This is a genomic window from Nocardioides sp. CPCC 206347, from assembly GCF_048654605.1.
Taxonomy (GTDB): Bacteria; Actinomycetota; Actinomycetes; order Propionibacteriales; family Nocardioidaceae; genus Nocardioides.
The window spans coordinates 225,483-250,566 of record NZ_JBMCYZ010000003.1; the positions used below are offsets into that span (position 1 = coordinate 225,483).

Below are 25,084 nucleotides of genomic sequence, written 5' to 3' on the forward strand. Positions count from 1 at the left end.
CCACGACTTCACGAGGTGACCAGATGAGCACGATGGAATACGACAAGCTCTACGTGGCCGGAGACTGGCGCACGCCGGCCGGATCGGCCCGGATCGACGTCCGCTCGGCAACGACGGAGGCGACGATCGGCTCCGTTCCCGAGGGTGTCGAGGCCGACATCGACGCGGCAGTCGACGCCGCCCGCCGGGCGTTCGACGGACCTGACTCCTGGGGCAACTGGGAGCCGGCTCGTCGCCAGGAAGTGCTGCTGCGCTTCGCCGACGAGCTCGAGAAGCGCGGACCCGAAACGGCTTCGCGCGTCAGCCAGCAGAACGGCATGCCGATCGTCGTCGCCGAGGCCTTCGAGATCCCCTTCCCACCCCTCCTGCTGCGCTACTACAGCCAGCTGGTCGTCGACCAGGCCGACGAGCGTCGTCCCGGAATGCTCGGTGGCACCGCGGTCATTCGCCGCCAGCCGATCGGGGTCGTCGCTGCGATCGTTCCGTGGAACGTGCCGCAAGGGATCACGTTCCTCAAGATCGCGCCTGCGCTGGCCGCAGGTTGCACCGTCGTGCTCAAGCCCGCCCCCGAGACCGTGCTCGACGCGTTCCTGATGGCGGAGGCTGCTGTTGCTGCCGGACTGCCCGAGGGTGTCCTCAACATCGTCCCCGGCGGTCGCGAGCTCGGCGCCTACCTGGTCGAGCACCCCGGTGTCGACAAGGTCAGCTTCACGGGTTCGACCGCCGCTGGTCGGGCGATCGCCGAGACCTGCGGCCGCCTTCTCCGCCCTGTCACGCTCGAGCTCGGCGGCAAGTCCGCTGCGATCGTGCTCGACGACGCGGACCTGCTCGGCAACATCGAGAGCTTCTTCGCCTCGACCCTGCTCAACAACGGCCAGATCTGCTGGCTCGGCACGCGGATCCTCGCGCCGCAGAGCCGCTACAGCGAGGTCGTGGACACCATCGCCGGTCTGGCGTCGAACCTGGTGATCGGCGACCCGCTCGACCGCACCACGCAGATCGGCCCGCTCGTCTCGGCTCGCCAGCGAGAGCGTGTCGAGTCCTACATCGTCAAGGGAAGCTCCGACGGCGGCAAGCTCGTCGCGGGTGGTGGTCGGCCTGCCGACCGCGACAGGGGCTGGTTCGTGCAGCCGACGGTCTTCGCTGACGTCGACCCGAACCACACGATCGCCCAGGAGGAGATCTTCGGTCCCGTCCTTGCGGTGATCCCCTACGGCGACGAAGCGCAGGCCGTGCAGATCGCCAACGGCACCGACTACGGCCTCGGTGGGTCCGTGTGGACCGCCGACATGGAGCGTGGCGAGGCGTTCGCGCGCAAGGTGCGGACCGGAACGATCGGCGTCAACCACTACGTCAACGACCCGACCGCACCGTTCGGTGGCATCAAGTCCAGCGGAATGGGTCGCGAGCTGGGCCCCGAGGGCCTCGTCGCGTTCCAGACCCTCCAGACCATCTACCTCCCGCCCGTCGTGGCGAACTGAACCGAGGAGCAACCAGATGACTGTCATCGATGAGACGACGACGCACATCGTCCCGGACGACATCGCGGCACAGATCGTGCTGCCGGAGGGTCACTCCGACCACGACAAGCTGTTCGCGGCCTACCAGTGGCTGCGCGAGAACATGCCGGTCGGCAAGGCCAGCGTCGAGGGCTTCGACGACCTGTGGCTGGTGAGCACCCACGCCGACATCATGGAGGTCGAGCGCAACACGGAGCTCTTCACCGCGGGTGGCCACGAGGAGCCGGGCGACCACAACCCGATCCTGACCAACCAGGCCGGTGACGCTTTCACCAAGAGCCTGACCGGCGGCAGCCTCCGGATCATGGACGCGCTTCCCTACCTCGACCCGCCGGAGCACACCGCGGTCAAGGACATCGCCGGTGCCTGGTTCCGTCCGACCAACCTCAAGCAGTGGGAGGACCAGATCCGGACCCTCGCCACGGAGGCGATCGAGAAGTACCTGAAGAAGGGTACGAACGAGATCGACTTCATCGAGGACTTCGCGCTGTACTTCCCGCTCCACGTCATCATGACCCTCTTCGGTGTTCCCGAGGAGGAAGAGCCGCGGATGATGAAGCTCACCCAGGAGTTCTTCGGAGTCGCTGACCCCGACCTGCAGCGTGACGACGTCGTCCAGAGTCCCGAGGCAATGGCCCAGCAGTTCGCGCAGGCCTTCCAGGACTTCTGCGGGTACTTCGAGGGCATGGTTGCCGATCGTCGCGCCAACCCGCGCGACGACCTGTCGTCGCTCATCGCCAACGCCAAGATGGAGAACGGGGAGTTCTACCCCAACACGTTCGCCTACGGCTGGTTCATGGCGATTGCCACGGCCGGGCACGACACCACGTCGGCCACCATCACCGGCGCGATCGAGGCACTCGGCCAGAACCCGGACCAGCTCGCCAAGGTGAAGGCCAACCCGGCACTCATCCCGGACCTGGTCAACGAGGCGCTGCGCTGGGCGTCCCCGGTCAAGCACTTCATGCGTCGTGCCCGTGTCGACACCGTGCTCAGCGGCGTCGAGATCAAGGCCGGCGACCGGATCATGCCGCTCTACCAGTCGGCCAACCGGGACGTCGACGTCTTCGAGGACCCGGACTCGTTCGACCTCGAGCGCCGTCCCAACAAGCACATCGCCTTCGGCTACGGCCCGCACATGTGCATCGGCCAGCACCTGGCCAAGCAGGAGCTCCGGATCATGTTCGAAGAGCTCCTGCCCCGTATCGAGTCGATCGAGCTGCTCGAGGGTCGCAAGCTGACCCAGACCAACTTCGTCGGGGGCATCAAGCGGCTCCCGGTTCGCCTCGAGCTGAACTGATCGTCTCGCAGGAGAAGGAGGAACGACGATGAAGGTCGTGCACACGCAGGGCACCTGCGGTGGGGTCGAGACGTGTGTCGAGCTCGCCCCGGACTACTTCGTCATCGGTGAGGACGGCCAGACCCAGGTCGCGATCGCCGAGATCGCCGAGGGAGACCTCGAGCGGGTCACGAACGCCGTCAACGAGTGCCCGACCGGCGCTCTCCGGCTGGCGAAGGACGAGGAGGCCAGTCATGCCTGAGGTGACCTACGTGCTCGCCGACGGTCGCGAGCTGACGATCGACGTCCCGTCCGGCCAGAGCGTCATGGACGGCTCGGTCCGGAACAACCTTCCGGGCATCGTCGCCGAGTGCGGCGGGAGTTGCTCCTGCGCCACGTGCCACGTGTACGTCGACGCTGCCTGGGAGGGTCACTTCGACGAGGTGACCGACGAGGAGCGCGACCTGCTCGAGTTCGCCGACGGTTCGCAGCCGAACTCACGGCTGGCCTGCCAGCTGATCATGGGCGAAGGCAACGGCGGCGCCCGGGTCGTCGTACCGACGAGCTGACGAACACGGTCCGACAAAGGCCCCGAATCCCTGCCGGGTTCGGGGCCTTTCGTCGTGCCGCGAGACGCAGCCAGGAGCTGCAGCACGGAACACGACCCCGAAGCCTCCGGCTCCGGGGTCGTGTGGTCGATCTGCTCAGACAGTCACGCCGGGGCGCTGGAGCCAGCGGCACACCGCCTCGGCACGGTTGGCGGCATTGAGCTTGCGCAGGATGTGCCGGACGTGGGACTTGACGGTGCCTTCGGTGATCACCAGACGGCTGGCGATGCGTCCGTTGGTCTCGCCGAGTGCCATCAGCTTGAGCACCTCGCGCTCGCGTTCGGAGAGCAGGCGGTCGATCTCGGGGGCGCCGGTGAGCCGCTGGCCCGTCATGGGCGCCAGTCCGGACGTGTGGGCGGCGACGCCCGTCACCTGCTTCTCGCTGACCAGGTCCATCGGACCGTCCAGACATCCGTCGACCATCCCCCCCAGGGACGAGCGGAGGTTGTCCACCGTCGTGCGCAGCCGGTCGAAACGTTCGCGCAGGCTGGCCGCCGCGATCAGGTTCCCGAACTCCTGCGCGAACAGGGCGATGATCTCGCGGTCGAAGTCGGTGACGGGCGCGGCGCAGAGGCGGTCGGCGTGGAAGAAGCCGACCACTTCCCCATCAGGTGCGATGGGGGCGGCGACGTACGAGCTCGAGCCCGTCATCGCGGCCAGTCGGGGGTTCACGCGGGACTCGCGGCTGACGTCGACCACGAGCAGCGGCACCCGGCGCCGGACCATCTCCAGCTCGATGACATTCGGCCCGAGCCGCTGGTTCTCGGTGCGTGCCGCAGCGGTGATCTCCGCTGCCTGGACGGGGTCGACCTCGCTGTGGAAGCGCTCGACCACCCAGTCCGAGTCGACCACGCGGGAGATCATCGCCCGGTCGAAGCCGACCCGGCACAGGGCAACCGGTGCCCGCTGCACGAGTTGGTCGACGGTCGTCAGGGCCTTGAGGTCGTCCAGCGCCCGGGTGACCCGTCGGAGCGCGGCTGCCGGGGAGTGATCACGTCGGTCGACCCGGTCGAGAAGTAGGGGTGTGGACACGGGGAGCGCGGTCACGATTCCTCCTGAAGTAAACGGTTGGACCAAATGTTGTGACGACCGTCACGATGCTCCCCTTCAATGACCCAGGCCACGTGGAGTCACCCCGGACAGGTACCTGAGTAGGATTTCCAGGTATCCCGGCGTAGGGCCTTGTTTGGTCCGACCATTTGTAGGAAACTGGGCGCTGAGAGTGGTACGCGAAGTGAGGTCGTCATGGCGGAGCACAAATGGGGTTCTGTGAGCGCGCCCGACACCCTTCGCGCAGGGCCCGCCGTCCGGTTGCCCTCAGACCTGACCAGCTTCGAAGGTCGCCGTTCCGACCTCAGCAACGTCAAGCAGCTGCTCGGCGACACCCGGTTGCTCACTCTCACCGGCTTCGGGGGAGTCGGTAAGACCCGGATCGCTCTCCGCGCCGCACGAGAGCTCACCCGCAGCCACCCGGACGGCGTCGCGTGGGTGGAGCTCGCTGATCTCCGGGATCCGCGGATGCTCCGGCAGAGTGTGGTCGAGGCGCTCGGCCTGCCGGAGCTGCCGGGCCGCGACACCTGGGCTGTCGCGCTCCAGCACATCGCCGGGACCCGCATGCTGTTGGTGCTGGACAACTGCGAGCACGTGCTCCTCGACGTCGCCGAGATGGTCGACGAATTGCTGAGGCACAGTTCGGGTCTGCGGGTGCTGGCCACGAGCCGCCAGACCCTGGGCGTACCGGGGGAGACGGTGCTGTGCGTCGCGCCGCTCCCGGTGCCGCCGAAAGAGCGGGCGGACGAGGCCGGCGTGGCCTCGTTGTTCCCGTCGCTCGCGCTGTTCCGCGAGCGAGCCGCCGCCGTCGTACCCGGGTTCGAGCTCACCGCCGACAATCAGGCGGCTGCCGTCGAGCTGTGTCGCAAGCTCGAAGGAATCCCCCTGGCGATCGAGCTCGCGGCCGTCAAGCTCCGCGTGCTGGGACTGGAGGACCTCGTCGAGCGGCTGGACGCCCGGCTCGAGGTGCTGCGCTACTCGTCGCGGACAGGCCCGTCACGACACCGCACCATCGAGGCGACCATCGACTGGTCCTATGACCTCTGTACCGACGACGAGCGCACCTTGTGGGCCCGCGCATCGGTCTTCACCGGTGGCTTCGGCGTCGACGCGGCCGAGATCGTGTGTGCCGGAGAGTCCTTGCCGCGACACGCCGTGCTCGACGTGCTCCAGGGGTTGTTGGAGAAGTCGATCATCAGTCGCACCGAGACCCAGGGTCACGTGCGCTTCCGGATGCTCGAACCACTGAGGGAGCACGGCCACCAACGCCTGCAGGCGTGGGGTGAGTACGACGAGGTGGTCCACCGACACCTGTCGTGGATCGAGGCGCTCCTGGGTGAGGCCTGTCTGCAGTGGTTCGGGCCGCTGCAGGAACTGTGGTGCACCATCCTGCGCCTCGAGCAGGCCAACATTCGCGCCGCCGCCGAGCACTGCCTGGCGCACGAGGACTGCCGTGAACGCTCGCTGACGCTGGTGGGAGCTCCGTGGTTCCTCTGGATCGCCATGTTCCTCGACGAGGGGAGGCAATGGCTGGAGCGTGCGGTGGCCGCCTGCCCCGAGCCGACGATCAATCGTGCCGTCGCGCTGGGCACGCTCAGCTACATCGCCAGCCTCCAGGGCGACCAGAGTCGGGCGGACGACGCCGCCGAACAGGCCCGTTTGATCGCCGTTGATCAGGCCGACGTCCGGGTCGAGGCGTACGCCACCCATGTCGCCGGACTGTCCGAGCTCTTCCGCGATTCGCCCAGGTCCAAGGCGTTGTTGTCGAAGGCGCTGGCGCTGTACGCGGGGCACGACGTGCTCGACGACCAGGTCGTGGGCCTCCGGATCCAGCTCGCCCTGGCCCATCTCTACTGCGGTGAGCTCGACGAGGCGCGGGCGCACTTCGACTGGTGCCGCGACCTGTGCACCCTCACCGGTGAGCGATGGTTGCTGTCCTACGCGCTCTACGGGCTCGGCTTCGTCGAGAAGCTGGAAGGCAAAACGGAAGTCGCGATCACGCTGGCTCGTGAGGCGTTGGACATCAAGTGGTTCTTCCGTGACCTGTGTGGACTCTCGACCACCATGGACCTGCTGGCCTGGGCTCAGGCCGATGCCGGCAGGTTCCAGGATGCTGCCTGCCTGCTCGGCGCCGCCGACAGCCTCTGGACGAGTTTCGGCCTCCGGCTGTTCGGGTCCGAGGACTGGCTGGAGGGCATGCACGAGGCCGAGGCGCTGTGCCGTGCAGACCTCGGCGATCGCGTCTTCGACGCCGCCTTCCGGGCCGGCGTCGAGATGGAACGCGCAGATGCGATTGCGCTGGCACTGGGACGCAAGGAAGTGCCGACACCCACCTCGCTCGCCGACTCCGGCGCCGTCAAGCTGACCCGGCGTGAGCAGCAGATCGCCGAACTGGTCGCCGACGGCCTGTCGAACCGTGCCATCTCGGAGAAGCTGGTCATCTCCCAGCGAACGGCCGAGGGGCACGTCGAGAACATCCTTTCCAAGCTGGGATTCCACTCCCGGTCACAGGTCGCTGCCTGGGTCGGCGAACGACGCACACCGACCTCGGTCTGACCTCCGCCTGACGTCGATCGACGTACGGATATCCGCCCCACGGGCGATTCGGGGACGGCACCTGCGCGCCTAGGTTGCGGACGTGCCCGTCCCTCCGGACGGCACTCCCGACGGGAACCCGCCGGGGGACGCCGATGAACCGGAGCGTCACATGCCCTTCTTCGCCAGCGCTGCCGAAGTCGACTGCTACGTGGGCGGGGTGCTCAGGCTGGCTGCGATCGACCCTTGCCTGGGTCCGCAGCTCGCCTCTGCATCGCTCACGCTCCGCCTGACCTGCACCGATGTGCCCGCGCACATCACCCTGGATCTCCACGACCCCGTCACGGTCTCGTGGAACGAGACCGACCGGTCGGCGGACGTCGAGCTCAGCTGTGCGTCCGAGTTCCTGGACGGGTTCATGCGTGGGGACCGCGACCTCGTGGAGGCCCTTGCCCGCGGGGAGGTCCATGCCAAGGGCCAGGTGAGCAAGGCGCTCAAGGTGCTGCCCGTCCTCGAACAGGCCTTTCCGTTCTACCGCCAGCTTGTAGCGATCAGGGATCGCGCAGCGCGCACCCTCCCAGGAGTTCCGTCATGAACAGCACTCAGCCCACTCACCCTGGCCGCATCGTCATCATCGGTGCCGGTCACGGCGGCACGAACGTTGCTGCGCTCCTGCGACAGCACGGCTACGAGGGCGAGGTCATCCTCGTCGGCGACGAGGACACCTGGCCCTACCAGCGTCCACCGCTGTCGAAGGACTACCTCAAGGGTGTGATGAGCGAGGACGAACTCCTCATCAAGCCCAAGGACTTCTACGCCGACCAGCGCATCGATGCGCGCTTCGGCAACGCAGTTGAGGCCCTGGACGCCAAGGCTCGCACGGTGACTCTCGGGGGTGGCGAGACGCTCACCTACGACGCCCTCGTGTTCGCGACAGGAGCGGCTCCGCGAGTCCTGACGATCGACGGTGCCGCTCTGGACGGAGTCCACTACCTGCGCAACCACGACGACGCGCTGAGGATCGCTGCGGAGACCGTGGCCGGTGCCCGGATCGCGATCGTCGGCGGGGGCTACGTGGGTCTCGAGGTCGCTGCCTCTGCGCACCACCTCGGAGCATCGGTCGTCGTTCTCGAACGTGAGGACCGTGCCCTGGCCCGGGTTGCGGGAGCGGATCTGGCCGGCTTCCTCGCCGGCTACCACGCCGCCCGGGGCACCGAGATCTGCACCGGCGCCGACGTCGTACGTCTGGAGGGGGACGCCTCCGGCAAGGTGGCCGCTGTCGTCCTCGGTGACGGGACACGTCACGAGTGCGACGCGGTCCTCGTCGGGGTGGGTGCGATCCCGCGGACCGGACTGGCTGAACTGGCCGGTGTCGCCTGTGACGGCGGAGTCCTGGTGGATGACTGCGGCCGCACTTCCGTCGAGGGTGTCTACGCGGTCGGTGACGTCACCCGGCGGCCTCTCGACCACTTCCCCGGTCGGCACCGGCTGGAGAGCATCCCGAGTGCGGTCGAGCAGGCCAAGCAGGTCGTGGCCCACGTGCTCGGCGAGCCGGTCCGGGCCCATGAAGTGCCGTGGTTCTGGTCCGATCAGTACGACCTGAAGATCAAGATCGCCGGACTGGTCGGCTTTGCCGACCGCGCGGTGGTCCGCGGCGACGTGGCCGCCGGCAAGTTCGCGGTGTTCCACCTGGCGGGTGACGCGGTGGTGGCCGTCGAGACGGTCAACAGCGCGCCGGACTTCATGGTGGGCAAGAAGCTCATCGCTTCGTCAGGCCACGTCGACGCTGTGCAGCTCGGTGACCCCTCGGTCCCGCTGCGCGATCTCGTTTCCTGACTGGCGGGGAACGCGACAGCCGAACCGCACGGGGGAGCACCCTCTGCCCGAGGGGGGATGCCCCGAATGGTCCACAGGAACGAGATTGGTGACGGCGGACACACCCGCCTGATCGGCCGAAGGAGAACCATGACCGCGACGATGCCCCCACCGGTGACCGCCGGCTCCGAGCCGGCCGGTCCCACCGCGAAGCGTGGCGGCGGATCGAAGTTGTTCGACACCGTTCTCGTGCCTGCCGGCGAGATGGGCGTCCTGCTGGGCGTCGTCGTCTGGAGCGCAGTGCGCCACCCCCGGGGCTACTGGGGCGAGGTTCGCGACCTGATGTTCAGCATGCTCAAGCTCTGCTGGATCCCGATGGTGATCTCGACGGTCACGTTCGGTTTCGGCGCCCCGGGTCTCCAGGGGGGCAACATCTACAACCTGTTCGGCATCCCGGAGCGACTCGGCTCGTTCTTCATCATGGCGAGCGTCCGTGAGTTCGCCCCCTGGATCAACGCCATGGTCGTCGCGGGCGTCGTGGGCGCTGCGATGACGGCCGACCTCGGTGCCCGAAAGATCCGTGAAGAGATCGATGCGATGGAGGTCCTCGGCGTCGATCCGATCCGCGACCTCATCGTTCCCCGGGTCATTGCCGTGACGATCATGACGGGTCTGCTGGACCTGGTCGCGCTGATCTTCGGTTGCATCGGCGGCTACATCGCAGCGGTTCCCATTCTCGGAGCCTCCTCGGGAGCCTTTCTCTCCAGCTTCTTCGCGAACGCCACGGTCACCGACCTGTGGGGGAGCGTGCTGAAGACCACGATCTTCGGCCTCGTGATCGCAGTGGTCTGTTGCTACAAGGGCCTCACCGTCAAGGGCGGGCCGATCGGCGTGGGCCGCGCTGTCAACCAGGCCGTGGTGATCTCCTTCGCCGCGATCTTCATCATCAACTCCCTGTTCACCGCCATCCTGCTCGGGCTCAACCCCGACATGCAGGTCTACAAGTGAGGCCGGCTCAGTGACCATCGAGCTCAATCGCCCCGTCGACGACGACGCGCCCCTCTCGCCTCCGAAGAAGGAGGACATCGAGGTCAGCGCCTCCTCGATGATGGCCAGCATCAGGGCCGGGTTCGGCACCGCGGGCGAGATCGCCCAGTTCGCTGCCCAGACGTTCCGCGAGCTGCCGCGGGTCCGGATGTACACCGCTGAGGTGTTCCGTCAGTGCGGCATCCTGATCCTCGCCAGCGCGCTGATCATCTGGATGATGGAGTTCGTCATCGGCACCGTCTGTGGCACCGAGGCGAACTACACCCTTCGCGCGATCGGCGCGCCCCTCTACTCCGGGGTGTTCACGGCGTACTGCAGCCTCCGCGAGATGGCGCCCTACATGTGGGGCTACATCCTGGCTGCGAAGGTCGGCTGCGGCCTGGTCGCAGAGATCGGTTCGATGCGCATCGCCGAGGAGATCGACGCGATGGAGGTCATGGGGATCAAGTCGCGCAGCTATCTCATCGGCACCCGCCTGGTCGCCGCATGGATCGCGATGCCGTTCCTGTACGTCGTCGGCCTGGGCTTCATGTACCTCTCGCAGTGGATGATCGTCGTCTTCCAGTACGGCAGCGTCTCGCCCGGCGGCTACTCGCTGATCTTCTGGCTCTTCCAGAATCCGTACGACTTCCTCTTCTCGCTCATCAAGGTGATGTTGATGGGGACGGTGATCGTCATCGTCGGCTGCTACTACGGCTACACGGCCAAGGGCGGACCGGCCGGCGTCGGCATCAACACGGCGAAATCGATGATGGTGAACATGGTCCTGATCCATGTCATCGGGTTGCTGACCACCCAACTCTTCTGGGGCTTGTCGCCCAACGCTCCGATTGCGAATTAGCCGCCGGGACCCCGGCCGCCCCGCGCTTGACCCTCGCTCCCTCCGACCTCTGGAGTTTCCATGAACACCACACTTCTCGACACCACTGCAGCGGCGACCGCAGGTCTCCATGCTGCGATGGCGGGACGCACCGCGACCATGCAGGTGCACAACCTGCACAAGACGTTCGGCGACTTCAAGGTGCTCCAGGGCCTCGACATCGCGTTCGTGGACGACGCCATCACCACGGTGATGGGGCCGTCCGGCACGGGCAAGAGCGTGCTGCTCAAGCACCTCGTCGGACTGCTCGAGCCCGACCAGGGCGAGGTGGTCGTCTTCGGGCAGGACATCTGGAAGGCCAGTGAGGACGAGCGCTACGAGCTCCGCAAGCGTTTCGGAGTCCTGTTCCAGGACGGTGCCCTCTTCGGGTCGATGAACATCTTCGACAACGTCGCGTTCCCGCTGCGCAAGCACACCGACATGTCCGAGTCCGACATCGGTGACCTGGTGATGAGCCGCCTGCAGGAGGTGGGGCTCGAGCGGTCTGCCCACAAGCTGCCCACGGAGGTGTCCGGCGGGATGCGCAAGCGCGCCGGATTCGCGCGCGGGCTCATCATGAACCCCGACATCGTGCTCTTCGACGAGCCCGACTCCGGCCTTGACCCGGTCCGCACCAGCCTTCTCTGTGACCTGATCCAGCAGATGCACGAAGAGCACGGCGGGACCTACCTGCTGGTGACCCACAACATCGCTGCCGCGCGTGCTGTCAGTGACTACGTCGGCATGATCTGGGGCGGCAAGCTCGTGCACTACGGCGACTGTGACGAGGCGTTCAACAGCGACGACCCGTTCGTCCGGCAGTTCCTGGCCGGCGAGTCCGCCGGCCCGCTCGGGATGGACTGAGATGCCTCGACCACTCATTGCAGCACTCAGCGCCGGCGCGATCCTCGCGGTGTCGGCCGTCGTCATCACCGGCACCGGTGACGACTACACGGTTGACGTCGTCCTGCCTGCCGCGACGAACCTCGTGCCCGGTTCGGAGGTCGAGATCGACGGTGCTACCGCCGGCCGTGTCAAGGAGCTCGAGACCCGTGACGGGAAGGCGGTCATCACGGTGGCCCTCGATGAGGACTACGCCCCTCTTCACGACGGTACGACGGCGCGCGTGTCCTACAAGGCGCTGCTCGGCGAGCGCATCCTCGAGCTCTTCCCCGGCAAGGACGCTGCTCCTGCCCTGGCCGACGGCGCGCTCGTCGAGGGTTCGGTCGACCGGGTCGAGCTGGACCAGGTGCTGGCCGCCCTGGACAAGCCCACCCGGCAGAAGCTGCAGAGCCTGCTCGACCGTCTTTCCGGCACCTTGAAGGGCAAGGAGGGCGACGTCCAGTCCACCCTGCAGACTCTCGGTCCGGCGGTCGAGGCCCTCGGCCAGGTGCTGGACGCGGTCGGCAACGACGGCCCGACCATTCGCAAGCTGATCACCCGGCTGTCCAACCTGATGGCGACGCTGGAGAAGCACGACACCGACCTCGAGTCGACGATCACGGACCTGACCACGGCAACGGGGACCATCGCGGCCAACCGCGCCCAGCTGTCCAAGGCGCTCGCGGAGCTGCCCGAGACCCTGAAGACGGCCGAGGCCACTCTCAAGCAGGTTCCGGGCACGGTGGATGCCGCCAGCCCGCTGCTCAGGGCGCTCGCTCCCGGCCTCGAGCAGCTGCCCGGTGTGGCGAAGCAGCTGGAGCCGGTGCTGCGCGACCTGCGACCCACCATCGCCGAGCTCCGCCCGACCCTCGCGTCGGCCCGCACGCTGCTCGACCACACGCCGGCACTGCTCGACGGTGCGGAGGGCGTGCTGCCGCAGGCGAACCAGGTCCTCGGTGACCTGGGCCCTGCGCTGACCTACCTGCGGCCGTACACGCCTGAATTGATGGGCTGGTTGTCCAACTGGGGTTCGGCCGCTGCCAACTACGACGCCAACGGTCACTACCTGCGCGCGTTCATCGAAGAAGGCCCGACGAGCCTGGTCAACAACCCCGGCATCCTGCCGCCCGGAGTCACCCAGCACCTGACCCGGTACCCGGGCGAGTCCGAGGGACAGCGCTGGACCGATGCCCACGGAAATGAGATGCAGTGATGAGCGCGACCCGGACCAGATTCGCGGCGGTGGCCATCGCGGCCGTCCTCGGCCTGGCCATCACCGGCCGGACCACGATCGACATGATGTCGACCGACGATCCCGACATGTACGTCTACTTCGCTGACGCCAGTCCGCTCATCAAGGGCAACGACGTCAAGGCTTCCGGCGTCAAGGTCGGCTCCATCGGTTCCATCGAGGTCGAGAACGGCGTCGCCAAGGTGGGCCTGATCCTCAATGACGAGGTCCTCCCGATCCACCAGGACGCCACCGCACGGGTTCGCCCCGTCGGCCTGCTCGGTGAGCGTTTCGTCGAGCTCGACCGCGGCACGCCCGATGCTGAGGTGTTGGCTGACGGCGCCTCGCTGCCGCTCGACCAGACCACGCGTGCGACCGACCTCGACGAGGTCCTCAACATGGTGGACGCGCCCACGGGCACGGCCCTCTCCATGCTGATCACCACGCTCGGTCAGGGAATGCTGGGGCACGGCGAGGATGCCGACCGCGCCATCAAGGCTCTGGCTCCCGCACTGCAGGACACGGATCGGCTGGGCCAGATCCTGGCCGATCAGAACACCGTGCTCCAGGAGCTCGTCGACTCGGTCACCCCTGTCGCCGAGCAGCTCGCGACCGACAACGGCCAGGCACTGGACCAGTTGGTCGACGCCACCGACAAGACCCTCGGCGCGACGGCGCGCAGCGATCGCGACCTCGCCGACACTCTCGAGCGGCTCCCGGCCGCACTGCGCGAAGCGCGGTCGACCCTGTCCGCGCTGTCCGGTGCTGCCGGTTCGACAGCGCCCGTGCTCGCCGCCCTCCGGCCGGCCACCGAGAACCTGGTGAAGATCAGCCGGGAGCTCAAGGCCTTCGCGAAGAGTGCCGAGCCCGCGCTCGACGGCCTCGACCCCGTCCTCGACAAGGCCGAGGTGCTCCTCGAGCGGGCCCGTCCGGTCGCGCAGTCGTTGGCGAGCCTGTCGCCCGACATGAAGTCCACGGCCCATAACGGTCGCCGGATCGCCACCGGAGCGCTCGACAACCTGACCACGATCCTCGACTTCGTGAAGTACTGGGCGCTCACGACCAACGGTCAGGACGGCCTGTCCCACTACTTCCGTGCCCACGTGGTCGTGACCACCGAGGTGCTGACCGGTCTGGTTCCCAAGGGCGCAGTCCCGGCCGCTCCCACCAAGACCAAGGACGGCAAGCTGGTCCCGCCGTTGGGCGGCCTGCTCAACGGTGTCGGCGGTCTGCTGGACCCGCTCGACGGAGTGCTTGGCGGTCTGCTCGGCGGCAAGTCGCCCAGCAAGGCCGCTTCGGGCGGTAGCGCCACCGGCCTCACCTCGTCCCAGGAGCAGAACCTCCTCTCGTACCTGATCGGAGGGCGCTGAGCCATGCGCCTCGCACGAACGAACACCCTCCGACTCGTCGGCTTCGCAGTGGTTCTGGGACTGTCCCTTGCGCTCTACCTCTCCCTCACGGCGAGCACCGGCCTTCCCGGTCAGTCCTTCCGGACCACCACTGCCTCCTTCGACGACATCGGCGGGCTGCGTGAAGGCGACGACGTCCGCACGGCCAGTGTCCGGATCGGACAGGTCCGCACGATCACCTACGAGGACGGCAAGGCGCGGGTCGACATGCAGCTCGACTCCGGCCAGGACGTGTATCGCGACGCCACGGCCGTGATCGTCGCCCGATCCGCACTGGGCCAGAACTTCGTGATGATCGATCCCGGCAAGGCCGACGCGGGGCAGATGCCGCAGGACGGCAAGCTGGACGACGCGGGCGTCACCTCGCCCGTCAACCTCGACCAGGTCCTGTCGGCGCTCGACGAGCCGACCCGCAAGTCCACCGCCTCGTTGCTCTACGAGACCGGCACCGGCGCGGCCGGACATGCCCCGGACCTCGCGGACTTCCTCGCCCGGGCGCCCGAGCTGCTGGCCGACCTGCGGGTCGTGGCGAAGACCCTCGCCGCTCCGGACACCGAGCTCGATGCCTTCCTCCAGTCCTCGGAGACCCTGTCGGGTCGCTTCGACGGGCGGACCGACGAGGTCGGCCGCCTGATGGAGGACCTGGCGACCACCATGGACGCGCTGGCTGTCGACGGAGGTGCGCCGCTCGAGCAGACCATCGAAGAGGCCGCTCCCGCACTCGACAGCACCACGAAGGCCATGAGGGACCTGCGCGAGCCGCTGCAGCAGCTGGACAGCGGAATGCGCGCCCTGCGTCCCGGCGCGAAGTCGTTGGGCCAGGCCACTCCGACGTTGCGTGCGGTGCTGCGCGAGAGCAAGCCGGTCCTGGACAAGGTGCCCGGCGTCGCGAAGAAGGCGGTCCCTGCTGTCGACTCGCTCGCAGGCGCCATGGACGATGCGCGGCCGCTCGTGTCCCGTCTCAAGAAGACGTTGGACAGCACGGCCGAGCCGACCGCGGTCCTCGCTCCCTACACCCCTGAACTGATCCGGTTCTTCGAGCGCTGGAACAGCGCCAACCAGTACGGCGACAAGTCCGGCCACTCCCTGCGCATCGCATTGGTGGTGCGACCCGAGTCGATCACCGGCGTGGTTCCCGTGCGGGACCCGTTCGTCCACCGCAACCCGTACCCGGCGCCCGGTCAGGCAGACAACGACCGCGCCACGAGCCTCCTCGGGAGCCGATGATGTTGATCAGGGCACTGCACCGCTTCGAGCGGTTCTCCTCACCCCGCGTGGGGGTGGTCGTGATCACCCTGCTGATGGTGTTCGGCGTCACGCTGTTCCAGAAGACGCAGATCCAGACGTTCCTCAGCCCGGGTGACGACATCAAGGTCGCCTTCGCGCGGGACTACCAGCTCCGGAGCCACGTCACGCGGGTCAAGGTCGCTGGTGTTCCTGTCGGCATCGTGACCGAGGTCGAGCACAAGGAGGATGGCACCGCAGTTGCCACCCTGCACCTGGAGAAGGGCATCACGAAGAAGCTCCGCAAGGACCCGTCCGCCGCCATCCGGCCGACGACGCTCCTGGGCGGCAACTACTACGTGGAGCTCGCGCCCGGCGGCGACCCCGGCGAGGTCGACGCGATCGGTGTCGACCGCACGACGACGCCCGTCGAGCTCGACCGGGTCCTGGAGACCTTGAAGCCCGAGGCTCGCCAGAGCACCCAGCGCACCATCCGTCATCTCGATGCGACGCTGGACAAGGACGGCCAGGCGGCCGTGCACGGCCTCATCGACGACGCCCCCGACACGCTGCGTCCGCTCGGTGTGACCCTCTCCGCTGCCCGCGGGGAGAAGCCCGCCGACCTGCGCAAGCTGGTGGCGTCCCTCGATGACACCGCGCGGACCCTGAACCAGGAGCAGGGAAGCCTGGACTCCGCCCTTGCGGGCCTGGCCGAGGTCAGCGGAACCCTGGCTGCCTCATCCCCGGATGTCGCCGAAGCGGTCGAGGACCTGCCCCAGACCCTGCGTACGACGCGGGCAGGTCTCGGCGCGCTGGACCACACCCTCACCGAGCTGCGCGACGTCTCCGACGACGCGCTACCGACTGCCCGTCGGCTCAGCTCCACGCTCCGGGCGCTCAACCCGGCGCTGCGCGAGCTGAAGCCGGTCCTCGCGGACCTGCGCCCCGCACTGGCGGACCTGCGTCCGCTCATGGACGACCTGGTTCCGTCCGCCATCGACGCCACCACGATCCTGGACGACATCGACGGCAAGCCCATCGACCGCATCAAGGGGCCGATCGTCGACAGGATCAACAGCGGCTTCACCGGCAAGGGCATGTACAAGGACGGTGGCAACGACACGGTCTTCTACAAGGAGTTCGGCGACCTCATCGCCGGCATGAACAACGCCGGCAAGATGACGGACCGCAACGGCTCGACCATCCACTTCCAGCCCGGATTCGGGGTCGGCTCCGTGTCGAACCTGCCCATCAGCTTCGAGCAGCTGCTGATGCAGCTCGCCTATCCCCAGGGGGCACCGTGACCAGGAACCGCTTCATCCGTGGATGGGAACGTGCGCGCACGGTCCCGGGTCTTGGCCGCGACGTCACCGCCATCGTGGCGCTGATCCTTGCGGGCCTGCTCGTCGCCGGCGTGATCCTCGCCAAGCAGCGGGTGCAATGGCCCTGGCAGGACGAGGTCATCCTCAAGGCTGACTTCCGTAGCGTCCCCGCCATCAGCCCCGGCAACGGCCAGGAGGTCCGGATCGCGGGCGTCACGGTCGGCCGGATCACCGAGGCCAAGGTGAGCGACGACGGTCGGGCGCGACTGACCCTCTCGCTCGATCCCGGTCACCCGGTCTACAAGGACACGCACCTCGTCCTTCGGCCCAAGACGCCACTCAACGACATGTATGTCGAGATGAGCCAGGGCACCGAGCAGGCGGGCGAGCTCAAGGACGGGTCCGTCATCCCGGTTGACCAGACCTCCAACCCGGTCCAGATCGACGAGGTGCTCAGCCACCTCGACGAGAGCACCCGGGCCGCCCTCACCTCGTTGTTGGGGGAGTCCGACATGGCGTTGGCGAACGCGGCGACCAACCTGCCGAAGGGTCTGGATGCTGCTGACGAGACGCTCGGCACCTTCCGCCCGGTCGTCAAGGCGATGGCACAGCGTCGCGAGTCGATCGCCTCCCTGGTCACTGCCCTCCAGCAGATCGCGTCGGCCGTCGGCAAGGACGACGAGCGGTTGCAGCACCTGGTGACCTCGCTCGCGACCACCATCGCGACCCTGGCAGAGCACGACGACGACATCCGCGCCTCGCTCAAGGCGTTGCCCGGAGCGACCGACGAGCTGCGCGAAGCGACGTCCGCCGTCACCGGCCTGAGCGCCGAGCTGGACCCCGCCCTGGCGAATCTCAAGAAGGCGTCCGGGGAGTTGCCGTCTGCACTCGAGTCGTTGGGCGACGTGGCCCAGGAAGTCGAGGACACGGCAGTCCGTGCCCGACCCGTCGTCGAGCAGCTGCGTCCGGTGGTCGCAGACCTGCGGCCGTTCGTCAACGCGTTGCAGCCGACGCTCAACGACGTCGTACCGATTGCGTCGCGGCTGGATCGCGGCACCCAGGTGCTGTTGTCGCGGTTCGTCGACCTCCAGGCGTTCGTCTACAACACCGCGTCGTTCGTCAGTCTCCAGGACGCCAACGGCGGCATCCTGCGCGGCCAGACCTCGATCAACACCTCGACGCTGGGAATCCCGATCGAAAAGGACCACTGATGCGCATCCCGTACGCCGCCATCCCGCGCCTTCGCGCGGTGACCGTGATCGCCTTCATCTCGGCGTGCACGCTCCTGTTCGGCTACCTGTGGCTCAACATGGGTGGCCGGCTGCCACTGGTGTCCAGCGATGGCTACCAGGTGTCGTTCGAGGCCAGGGACGTCGACAACCTCGTCTACGACTCCGATGTCATGGTTGCCGGGGTTCGCGTCGGCAAGGTCCGCAAGCTCGATGCCGAGGGTGGGACCGCGACGGTCCTCCTCCAGATCGACGAGGACGCAGCGATGCCCCTCCACGAGGGCGCTCGCCTGCACCTGCGCTCGAAGTCCCTCATCGAGGAGACGTACGTCGAGATCGTCGACGGATCCGGCGCCGAGCTGCCCGACGGCGTCGCCCTGCCGGCCGACGCCCTGGTCCCGAGCGTGCAGCTCGACGACCTGCTGGCGACGCTCGACAAGGACACCCGCGCCGACCTGATCGCTTCGCTCCAGTCCCTCGGTGCCTCCACCGAACAGACCGGCGCGCAGCTCCAGCAGACGCTGACCGGCCTCGGCAACCTCGGCCGCGAGGGGTACGACGTCCTCGACGCCCTCGAGGCACAGTCCCAGGACCTTCAGCGACTGGTGTCGACCTCGAGTCGCGTGATGACCGCGTTGGACTCCGGTCAGGGCCGCATCGTCGACCTGGTCGAACACGCCGGTCTGCTCACCTCGAGCACCGCGTCGCAGAAGAGCGACATCGAGGCCACGGTCCGGGCCCTGCCCGGTGTGCTGTCCACAGCCCGTGAGGCCACCACCCAGCTGTCCGTGCTGGCTGCGGATCTGCGACCGGTGACCAAGGGCATCAACGGAGCGGCGCCCGCACTGACCAGGGCCCTCGCGTACCTGCCGGGAACGACGCGGGACCTCCGCGGATTGCTGCCGTCGCTGGATGCCACGCTGGACAAGGCACCGGCCACGCTCAAGCGGGTCCCGGACGTGGCTACGGAGCTCGTGCGGATCATTCCGACGACGCGTGCGGCGCTCGCAGACGTGAACCCGATGCTGGCGTTCATGAAGCCCTACGGCCCCGACCTCGCGGCGTTCATCGCCAACTGGTCAGCCATGCTGGGCAACTCGGACGTCAACGGTCACTACCTCCGGATCTTCCCGGTCCTCAACGAGGGCTCGTTCAAGGGCAACCCGTTGCCGCTCAACACGGGGATCCTGGACAAGTCGAACGGGTACCCGAAGCCGGGTGAGTCCGTCACCCCCGGTCCGTTCACCGGCACGTACCCGCATGTGGAGCGGGACGAGGAGTGAGCACCCGCCTGCGTCTCCTCATCGCCGTGGCCCTCGTGGTCACGGCGGGAGTGTGGGCTGCCGTCGGCCTGAGCCGGCTCGAGGTCGACAGTGACCTGGAGTCGCTGCTCCCGGCCAACGATCCGGCAGTCGAGGCGTTGGCGGGGATGGCGCAGCAGTTCGGCGGGGACCCGGTCGTGGTGCTCGTCGAGGGCGGCGGAGACCCGCTCGACAAGGAGCGGCTGCCGCGACTTCTGCAGCTGGAAGGTGAGCTCTCGGCGCTGGACGACGTCGTCGCGACGTTCGGACCGGCGACGACGCTGAACCAGATCGCGCTGCGGGTCAAGCAGTTGCTGGCTGACCTGAGCGGCCAACGCGACGCCCTCAAGCAGGCGGGCCGGACCGAGGAGCTCAAGCAGTTCGAACGTCGCTATGGGGCGTTGATGGTCCAGGCACTTCCTGCAGGCCTGCCGACCCTGAGCAACGCCGACTTCGTCCAGTCCGTCGTGAAGGACCCGAAGACCGGACGGGTGCGCGCCCAGTGGCGCCAGTACCTGCCTGCGGACGAAACGGTGGCGATCTACCTCCGGCCGCGCGAGAGCCTCGACGAGAACGCGGCCGCCGCGTTGGCTGCTGACGTCCGCGAGGTGCTGCGTGAGGACGGTGCTGTTCCGGACGGTGCCGAGTTGACGGTCACCGGTGCTCCGGTGGTCAGCGTCGGTCTCGCTGACCGCTTGCGCAGCGAGGTCCCGCGCCTGGCAGTCACGGCCTTCGCGGTCGTCGCGCTTGCGTTGTTGCTGGTGCCGTGGACCCGCCGTCGTTGGCGGCTCGCTCCCCTCCTGGTGATGATCGGAGCGACCGCGGGCACGCTGGGCTCGTTCGGTTGGCGGGACGAACCCCTCTCGCTGGGAGCTGCGACCTTCCTCCCGATCATCCTCGGCCTCGGCAGCTACTACCCCGTCTATCTCTCGCGCACCGGCCACCGCCGAGTGGTCCTGGCTGTCGCTGTCTCCTCCGTTCTCGCGTTCGCCGGGCTCCTGCTGTCGCCGCTGCCCTTCGTGGCCGAGCTGGGCTACGCCGTGCCGCTCGGTCTTGCCCTGGTGGTCGCGTTCAGCCTGCTGGCGGCCTGGGTGCGCCCGGGTCTGCTCGACACCGCCCCGGAACCTGCTGCAGGGCAGACCCCGAAGGGGTCCTGGTCCATGCCCCGTGGGTTCGCGATCGGCGTGGCCATCATCGGTGTGCTCGGCGCGGCCATCGGCTGGGGTGCGCTGGCCGTCACCGACCTGAAGACGGACCCGCAGCAGCTGCTGGCCGGGCTGCCCGCCCTCGAGGAAGCAGTCCACGTCGAGGAGGTGATCGGCTTCAGCGCGGAGGTCGACGTCCGCCTCGTCGGCGCCAACGTGCTCACGCCCGAAGCGCTCGCCTGGTCCCGGACGGCCGAGCAGGAGATCGTCACCCAGTTCGGTGACCGGGTCCAGCCGGTCGTCACGGTCAGCGGGCTCCTCTCCTTCCTGGGGGAGGCGCCGAGTGCCGAACAGGTCGAGGCCGGGATCGATGCCCTGCCGTCGTACGTCACCTCGGCAGTGGTCTCGCTCGATCGTCGCCAGGCCCTGGCGAGCTATGGCGTGGCCTGGACGGACCTGGCCGATGACCGCAACCTCATGCAGTCGGTCAAGGACGCGTTGCCGCCCCCGCCGGCGGGCTACAGCGTGGAGGTCTCCGGACTTCCGGCTGCCGCCGAGCGCGGTTACGACCTGGTCGACGGTGAGCGCTACGAGGCCAGCGTGGTCGCACTCCTTGCAGCGGCCCTCGCGCTGGTCGTGCTCCTACCCGATCGACGTGACGCCCTGCTGGCGTTGTTCGCGGCCGCGATCGCGACCGGACTGTCGATCGCCCTGCTGGTGACCGTGATCGGCGCGCTGAACCCGCTGACCCTGGCTCTCGGTGCGCTCACGGCGGCCGTCGGTTCGGAGTTCACGGTCCTGCTCCTCGCAGCCCGCCGCGCTGAGGACCCGGCGATGCAACGCTCGGTCATGCTGGCCGTCCTTCTCTCCCTGGGTGGCTACGGCGTCCTGTTGACGTCCTCCTTGCCCGTCCTTCGCGAGCTCGGGCTCGCCCTGTCCGGCTCGGTGGCAATCTCGGTCCTCATCGCCCTGGCGTTGGCGACCCTCCGGGCGGGGCAACTGACGCCGCCCTCCACCGTCCCCCTCTCCTCGAACGCACCGGAGGCGCACCATGAGCCCGTCCACCACTGACACACCCCCGACGGACGAGGCCACCGTGTCCGTCGTGAAGGTCGAGACGACCACGAGCTGGGCCGACCGCCTTCGCGGGACGGACCGCCGCACGCTCGCCGTCCTGGTCGCTCTCGTCCTGGTCGTTGCCGGTGCGGCGTCGTGGTGGTTCGTCCAGCGCGACGACCTGCCGGACGGCGCGGCGTTCCGACTCGGTGACCAGGTGGTCACCGCTGACGAGGTCGACCGCAGGATCGATGCGCTGGAGGCGCTCTACGGCGTGCAGGCTCCGGAGACGGAGTCGGAGAAGTCGGACTTCCTCCGCGATGCGGCGAAGTCGATGGCCGTCCAGCTGATGCTCCAGGACGAAGCGAAGGAGCGGGGCATCGTGATCGCGGCCAAGGAGATCGACGAGACGCTCCAGGGCCTGATCGATCAGCGCTACCCGGACGGCGGACGCACTGCCTTCGTCGCGGCGCTCGGGGAGCTCGGCGCCACCGAGGACCAGGTCCGCGGCGAGATCGGGGACCAGCTCCTGGTCTCCAAGCTGTTCGACGACGTCGCCGGTGATGTGTCGGCCGAGGAGGCCGAGCTCAAGGAAACGTTCGAGGACCGCAAGGAGGAGCTGGCCACACCGGTGCGTCGGAAGCTGAGCAACATCGTGGTGGCCGACCGCGGTGCCGCCGAGCAGGTGCTGCGCCAGCTCCGGTCCGGCGAGCCGTTCGCGGCGGTCGCGAAGGCCACCAGTCTCGACTCCGCGACGCGCGACAGCGGCGGCGACCTGGGTGTCCTTCCTGCCGACAACCTGGAGGATGCCTACGCGAAGGCGGCATTCAAGGCGCCCGTCGGCGGGCTGTTCGGACCCGTGCAGACCGAGTCGGGATGGAACGTGGGCAAGGTCCAGAGGGAGCTCCCTGCGGCCCCGGCGAAGTACGCCGAGCTGCGCGACGCCTTGCGCCAGACCGTTCTCGCCGAGAAGTCCCTGAAGGTGTGGCGTTCATGGCTCGCGGACGTCATTGCCGACCACGAGGTGACCTACGCCGATGCCTACCTGCCGGACGACCCGGGCGCGGTTCCGGACATCGACCAGGCCGATGTGACCCCTGGGGACTGAGCCATGGGTGAGCAACTGCTGCACGCCGCGGTGCTCGCGCTGGTGGGCGCTGGGGTCTGGGCGCTCGGCTACTGGGGGCGGGCCAATGCCCTGGTCCTGGTGCCGGAGCACTACGGCGTCTACGAGCGTGAGCGCAAGATCCGGTCGCTGCGCAGGGGTGCCTTCGCGTGCTACCTGGCGGGGCTGGTGCTCCTCGGAGCGGCCGTCCTCGCCGTCGTCTGATCCATTCGGGTGACGGGCATCCGCCCCAGGGGCGATGCCCCGGCGAGCGTGATTATCTAGGTTTCCGAGCATGAGCACTCGCGCCCTCGGATACGCCGCAGTGATCCGTGGTGCCTTCCGCGGGTTCGGCATCCTGCTGGTCGGCGGGCTCGTGCATCCGGCCGTGGCCCAGTTCGTCGAGCCGCTCGGCTACGTGTGGCTTCCGCTCGTCGCAGTGGTCGCCTTCGTGGTCGCTGCTGTCGCGGCCACACCGCGCGGAACGCCGGTCCTCGCCTGGCGGCAGGCGCCGGTCGCGGCCGTCGGCAGCTACTTCATGATCATTCCCCTGGTGCGGGCGGGAGCAGGCGAACTGCCGTTGCTGCAGCTGTTCCTGACCACGGTCGTGGCGGTCCTCGCCGGCGTGGCCGTCGGGCTCGCGCGGACCGGCTTCGACGCCTCCCGCACGGCGAGCGCGACGTCCTAGTACGTGGGGTGCCGGGCGTCGCACAGCCCATTGCATTAAAGGACTGACCATTATATTCTGCGACGTACATCGTGTGATGTGCATCTCGCACTTGGGAAGAGGGCTACGGAATGGCTGAGCAGCTGAAGACGGTTCGCGATCGGTACTCCGAGGAGGACATCGCGTCGTTCTATGACCAGGGGTACTGGCAGGAATCGAGCTTCTACGGCCTTGTGACGGCACAGGCGGCCGCGACCCCCGACGCCCCCTTCCTCGTTGACGTCTCCACGACGCTGACCTTCGGTGAGTACGCCGACCGCGTGCTGCGCATGGCCGTCGGCCTCAAGCGGGCCGGCCTCCAGCGCGGTGAGCGGATCGCGGTCCAGCTGCCCAACTGGGTCGAGTTCCCGATCATCGCCGCAGCGGCTTCCCGCATCGGCGCGATCCTGGTGCCGATCATGACCATCTACCGCGGCGACGAGGTCGGCTACGTCCTCCAGCACTCCGGGGCCTCCATCGCCGTCACGTCCGGCGAGTTCAAGGGCTTCGATCACTCCGCGATGTTCGCCGAGCTGCGTGCTGGTGCGCCTGGCGTGCGCGAGCTGTTCGTGGCGCGTTCGGACGACTCGACGAACGGCAGTCCCCTGTCCGGCCTCTTCGTCGAGGGTGACGTCGCCGACCTGGAGGCCGAGCTCGGCACCGACTCGTCGCCGGACGACGGCTTCCTCATCGTCTACACGTCGGGCACCACGTCGCGCCCCAAGGGCTGCTTCCACTCGTTCAACACTGTCCGGTCCAGCGCGGCCGCGATTGCGAAGAGCCTGGAGTACACCCAGGACGACGTGCAGTTCGGTCCCTCCCCGATCACGCACAGCACCGGTCTGGTGACCAGCGTGCTGCTGCCCCTGCTGGCAGGCGCGAAGTCGTACCTCATGGAGTCGTGGGACCCCGTGCTGGCGCACGACCTGATCAAGGAGCACGGCTGTACCGCCGCCGTGACCGCGACCCCGTTCCTGCAGATGCTGATGGGTGCCTACGACCCTGCGAAGCACGACGCGTCGAGCCTGCGCCTGTGGGTCTGCGCGGGATCGCCCATCCCCGGTTCGGTCGTCGAGGCCTCCAGCAAGCTGTTCGCCGGTTGCCAGACGCTCTCGCTCTACGGTCGCTCGGAGAACTTCCTGACGACCATGTGCACGGTCAAGGACGACGCCTCCCGGTCGGCCAGCTCGGACGGGTCCGCGCTCGACGGTGCCGCGATCCAGGTCGTCGACTCTGACGGGCACGAGGTGCCACGGGGCGAGGAGGGCGACATCTCCTACCGCGGCCCGAGCCACATGATCGAGTACTTCCGCAACGACGAGGAGACCGAGGCGCTGTTCACGCCGGACGGCTTCTCGCGCTCCGGTGACCTCGGTCGGATGGATGCTGACGGCTTCGTCCGGGTGACCGGGCGCCTCAAGGACATCGTGATCCGCGGCGGCATGAACATCAGCGCCCGGGAGCTCGAGGAGCACCTGCTCGCCCACGACGCGATCGCCAACGTCGCCATCGTCGGCATGCCCGACGAGCGCCTGGGCGAGAAGGTCTGCGCGTATGTCGTCCCGGCCGCCGCGGGCAACGAGATCACGCTGGAGCAGCTGACGACCTACCTGCGCGAGCACAACGTCGCGACCCCGAAGCTCCCGGAGCGCATCGAGATCGTGGACACGCTGCCGATGACGGCGACGGGCAAGGTGCAGAAGCACCTGCTGCGCGCCGACATCGCGTCGAAGCTTGCTCCCGTCGACGCCTGATCGTTCG

At 68.1% G+C, this 25,084-nt stretch carries 22 protein-coding genes; 21 read left to right on the top strand and 1 reads right to left on the bottom strand.

The annotated features are described in order from the left end of the window. The first annotated feature begins 23 nt into the window (after nt 1-23). From ACOACQ_RS12735 to ACOACQ_RS12750, 4 genes are read left to right on the top strand one after another with little or no spacing between them, the layout of a single operon-like run. Nucleotides 24-1,481, top strand: coding sequence for an aldehyde dehydrogenase (locus ACOACQ_RS12735; RefSeq protein WP_420288404.1), 1,458 nt, complete (start codon nt 24-26; stop codon nt 1,479-1,481). 16 nt (nt 1,482-1,497) lie between these two features. Continuing rightward, nucleotides 1,498-2,820 (top strand): cytochrome P450, encoded by a 1,323-nt coding sequence (locus ACOACQ_RS12740; protein WP_378607319.1) that lies wholly within the window; start codon nt 1,498-1,500, stop codon nt 2,818-2,820. Between the two features lie 28 nt (nt 2,821-2,848). Next, complete coding sequence (locus ACOACQ_RS12745) at nt 2,849-3,061, top strand: ferredoxin (RefSeq protein ID WP_378607321.1); 213 nt, start codon at nt 2,849-2,851, stop codon at nt 3,059-3,061. Further along, complete coding sequence (locus tag ACOACQ_RS12750; protein WP_378607323.1) at nt 3,054-3,368, top strand: 2Fe-2S iron-sulfur cluster-binding protein; 315 nt, start codon at nt 3,054-3,056, stop codon at nt 3,366-3,368. Before ACOACQ_RS12745 ends, ACOACQ_RS12750 begins: the two co-directional genes overlap by 8 nt. 135 nt (nt 3,369-3,503) lie before the next feature. On the opposite strand, the gene ACOACQ_RS12755 is transcribed toward ACOACQ_RS12750, so the two are convergent. After that, nucleotides 3,504-4,454, bottom strand: a complete 951-nt coding sequence (locus ACOACQ_RS12755) for a LuxR C-terminal-related transcriptional regulator (RefSeq protein WP_378607325.1) — start codon at nt 4,452-4,454, stop codon at nt 3,504-3,506. Nucleotides 4,455-4,676: 222 nt separating this feature from the next. Here ACOACQ_RS12755 and ACOACQ_RS12760 point away from each other — a divergent pair, with 222 nt between their 5' ends. The 17 genes from ACOACQ_RS12760 to ACOACQ_RS12840 all read left to right on the top strand — a co-directional run bounded on the left by ACOACQ_RS12760 (nt 4,677) and on the right by ACOACQ_RS12840 (nt 25,077). Beyond that, a complete protein-coding gene (locus ACOACQ_RS12760; RefSeq protein WP_420288405.1) occupies nt 4,677-7,013 on the top strand; it encodes an ATP-binding protein in 2,337 nt (778 codons plus the stop codon). A gap of 82 nt (nt 7,014-7,095) precedes the next feature. Then, a complete protein-coding gene (locus tag ACOACQ_RS12765) occupies nt 7,096-7,587 on the top strand; it encodes an SCP2 sterol-binding domain-containing protein (protein WP_420288406.1) in 492 nt (163 codons plus the stop codon). Next, entirely contained in the window at nt 7,584-8,828 is a 1,245-nt protein-coding gene (locus tag ACOACQ_RS12770) for an NAD(P)/FAD-dependent oxidoreductase (RefSeq protein ID WP_420288407.1), read from the top strand. Before ACOACQ_RS12765 ends, ACOACQ_RS12770 begins: the two co-directional genes overlap by 4 nt. A gap of 129 nt (nt 8,829-8,957) precedes the next feature. Next, on the top strand, nt 8,958-9,815 hold the full coding sequence (locus tag ACOACQ_RS12775; RefSeq protein WP_378607337.1) for an MlaE family ABC transporter permease: 858 nt from the start codon (nt 8,958-8,960) through the stop codon (nt 9,813-9,815). A 10-nt stretch (nt 9,816-9,825) separates the two neighbouring features. After that, on the top strand, nt 9,826-10,695 hold the full coding sequence (locus ACOACQ_RS12780; RefSeq protein ID WP_378607340.1) for an ABC transporter permease: 870 nt from the start codon (nt 9,826-9,828) through the stop codon (nt 10,693-10,695). Between the two features lie 60 nt (nt 10,696-10,755). Then, nucleotides 10,756-11,577, top strand: coding sequence for an ABC transporter ATP-binding protein (locus ACOACQ_RS12785; protein WP_378607343.1), 822 nt, complete (start codon nt 10,756-10,758; stop codon nt 11,575-11,577). Between the two features lies 1 nt (nt 11,578). After that, nucleotides 11,579-12,808, top strand: a complete 1,230-nt coding sequence (locus ACOACQ_RS12790) for an MlaD family protein (RefSeq protein WP_420288408.1) — start codon at nt 11,579-11,581, stop codon at nt 12,806-12,808. Next, nucleotides 12,808-14,196, top strand: coding sequence for an MlaD family protein (locus ACOACQ_RS12795; protein ID WP_420288409.1), 1,389 nt, complete (start codon nt 12,808-12,810; stop codon nt 14,194-14,196). Before ACOACQ_RS12790 ends, ACOACQ_RS12795 begins: the two co-directional genes overlap by 1 nt. A gap of 3 nt (nt 14,197-14,199) precedes the next feature. After that, a complete protein-coding gene (locus ACOACQ_RS12800) occupies nt 14,200-15,462 on the top strand; it encodes an MlaD family protein (RefSeq protein WP_378607352.1) in 1,263 nt (420 codons plus the stop codon). After that, a complete protein-coding gene (locus ACOACQ_RS12805) occupies nt 15,462-16,763 on the top strand; it encodes an MlaD family protein (protein ID WP_420288410.1) in 1,302 nt (433 codons plus the stop codon). The genes ACOACQ_RS12800 and ACOACQ_RS12805 overlap by 1 nt, the downstream gene beginning before the upstream one ends. Beyond that, entirely contained in the window at nt 16,760-17,992 is a 1,233-nt protein-coding gene (locus ACOACQ_RS12810) for an MlaD family protein (protein ID WP_378607358.1), read from the top strand. The genes ACOACQ_RS12805 and ACOACQ_RS12810 overlap by 4 nt, the downstream gene beginning before the upstream one ends. After that, nucleotides 17,992-19,293, top strand: a complete 1,302-nt coding sequence (locus tag ACOACQ_RS12815; protein WP_378607361.1) for an MlaD family protein — start codon at nt 17,992-17,994, stop codon at nt 19,291-19,293. The genes ACOACQ_RS12810 and ACOACQ_RS12815 overlap by 1 nt, the downstream gene beginning before the upstream one ends. Continuing rightward, on the top strand, nt 19,290-21,527 hold the full coding sequence (locus ACOACQ_RS12820; protein WP_420288411.1) for an RND transporter: 2,238 nt from the start codon (nt 19,290-19,292) through the stop codon (nt 21,525-21,527). The genes ACOACQ_RS12815 and ACOACQ_RS12820 overlap by 4 nt, the downstream gene beginning before the upstream one ends. A 25-nt stretch (nt 21,528-21,552) precedes the next feature. Next, a complete protein-coding gene (locus ACOACQ_RS12825; RefSeq protein ID WP_420288412.1) occupies nt 21,553-22,620 on the top strand; it encodes a peptidylprolyl isomerase in 1,068 nt (355 codons plus the stop codon). 3 nt (nt 22,621-22,623) lie between these two features. Continuing rightward, nucleotides 22,624-22,842: a hypothetical protein gene (locus tag ACOACQ_RS12830; RefSeq protein WP_378607370.1), complete on the top strand. Its 219-nt coding sequence runs from the start codon at nt 22,624-22,626 to the stop codon at nt 22,840-22,842. Nucleotides 22,843-22,912: 70 nt separating this feature from the next. Next, entirely contained in the window at nt 22,913-23,305 is a 393-nt protein-coding gene (locus ACOACQ_RS12835; protein ID WP_378607373.1) for a hypothetical protein, read from the top strand. Nucleotides 23,306-23,415: 110 nt separating this feature from the next. Beyond that, the gene (locus ACOACQ_RS12840) at nt 23,416-25,077 is read left to right on the top strand and encodes an AMP-binding protein (protein WP_420288413.1); all 1,662 of its coding nucleotides are present in this window, start codon (nt 23,416-23,418) and stop codon (nt 25,075-25,077) included. Nucleotides 25,078-25,084: the final 7 nt, after the last annotated feature.

What these genes read in the sequence shown, in the direction of transcription:
- ACOACQ_RS12735 (WP_420288404.1), top strand. Translation starts at nt 24, where the DNA reads ATGAGCACGATGGAATACGACAAGCTCTACGTGGCCGGAGACTGGCGC.
- ACOACQ_RS12740 (WP_378607319.1), top strand. Translation starts at nt 1,498, where the DNA reads ATGACTGTCATCGATGAGACGACGACGCACATCGTCCCGGACGACATC.
- ACOACQ_RS12745 (WP_378607321.1), top strand. Translation starts at nt 2,849, where the DNA reads ATGAAGGTCGTGCACACGCAGGGCACCTGCGGTGGGGTCGAGACGTGT.
- ACOACQ_RS12750 (WP_378607323.1), top strand. Translation starts at nt 3,054, where the DNA reads ATGCCTGAGGTGACCTACGTGCTCGCCGACGGTCGCGAGCTGACGATC.
- ACOACQ_RS12770 (WP_420288407.1), top strand. Translation starts at nt 7,584, where the DNA reads ATGAACAGCACTCAGCCCACTCACCCTGGCCGCATCGTCATCATCGGT.
- ACOACQ_RS12775 (WP_378607337.1), top strand. Translation starts at nt 8,958, where the DNA reads ATGACCGCGACGATGCCCCCACCGGTGACCGCCGGCTCCGAGCCGGCC.
- ACOACQ_RS12785 (WP_378607343.1), top strand. Translation starts at nt 10,756, where the DNA reads ATGAACACCACACTTCTCGACACCACTGCAGCGGCGACCGCAGGTCTC.
- ACOACQ_RS12790 (WP_420288408.1), top strand. Translation starts at nt 11,579, where the DNA reads ATGCCTCGACCACTCATTGCAGCACTCAGCGCCGGCGCGATCCTCGCG.
- ACOACQ_RS12795 (WP_420288409.1), top strand. Translation starts at nt 12,808, where the DNA reads ATGAGCGCGACCCGGACCAGATTCGCGGCGGTGGCCATCGCGGCCGTC.
- ACOACQ_RS12800 (WP_378607352.1), top strand. Translation starts at nt 14,200, where the DNA reads ATGCGCCTCGCACGAACGAACACCCTCCGACTCGTCGGCTTCGCAGTG.
- ACOACQ_RS12805 (WP_420288410.1), top strand. Translation starts at nt 15,462, where the DNA reads ATGTTGATCAGGGCACTGCACCGCTTCGAGCGGTTCTCCTCACCCCGC.
- ACOACQ_RS12815 (WP_378607361.1), top strand. Translation starts at nt 17,992, where the DNA reads ATGCGCATCCCGTACGCCGCCATCCCGCGCCTTCGCGCGGTGACCGTG.
- ACOACQ_RS12830 (WP_378607370.1), top strand. Translation starts at nt 22,624, where the DNA reads ATGGGTGAGCAACTGCTGCACGCCGCGGTGCTCGCGCTGGTGGGCGCT.
- ACOACQ_RS12835 (WP_378607373.1), top strand. Translation starts at nt 22,913, where the DNA reads ATGAGCACTCGCGCCCTCGGATACGCCGCAGTGATCCGTGGTGCCTTC.
- ACOACQ_RS12840 (WP_420288413.1), top strand. Translation starts at nt 23,416, where the DNA reads ATGGCTGAGCAGCTGAAGACGGTTCGCGATCGGTACTCCGAGGAGGAC.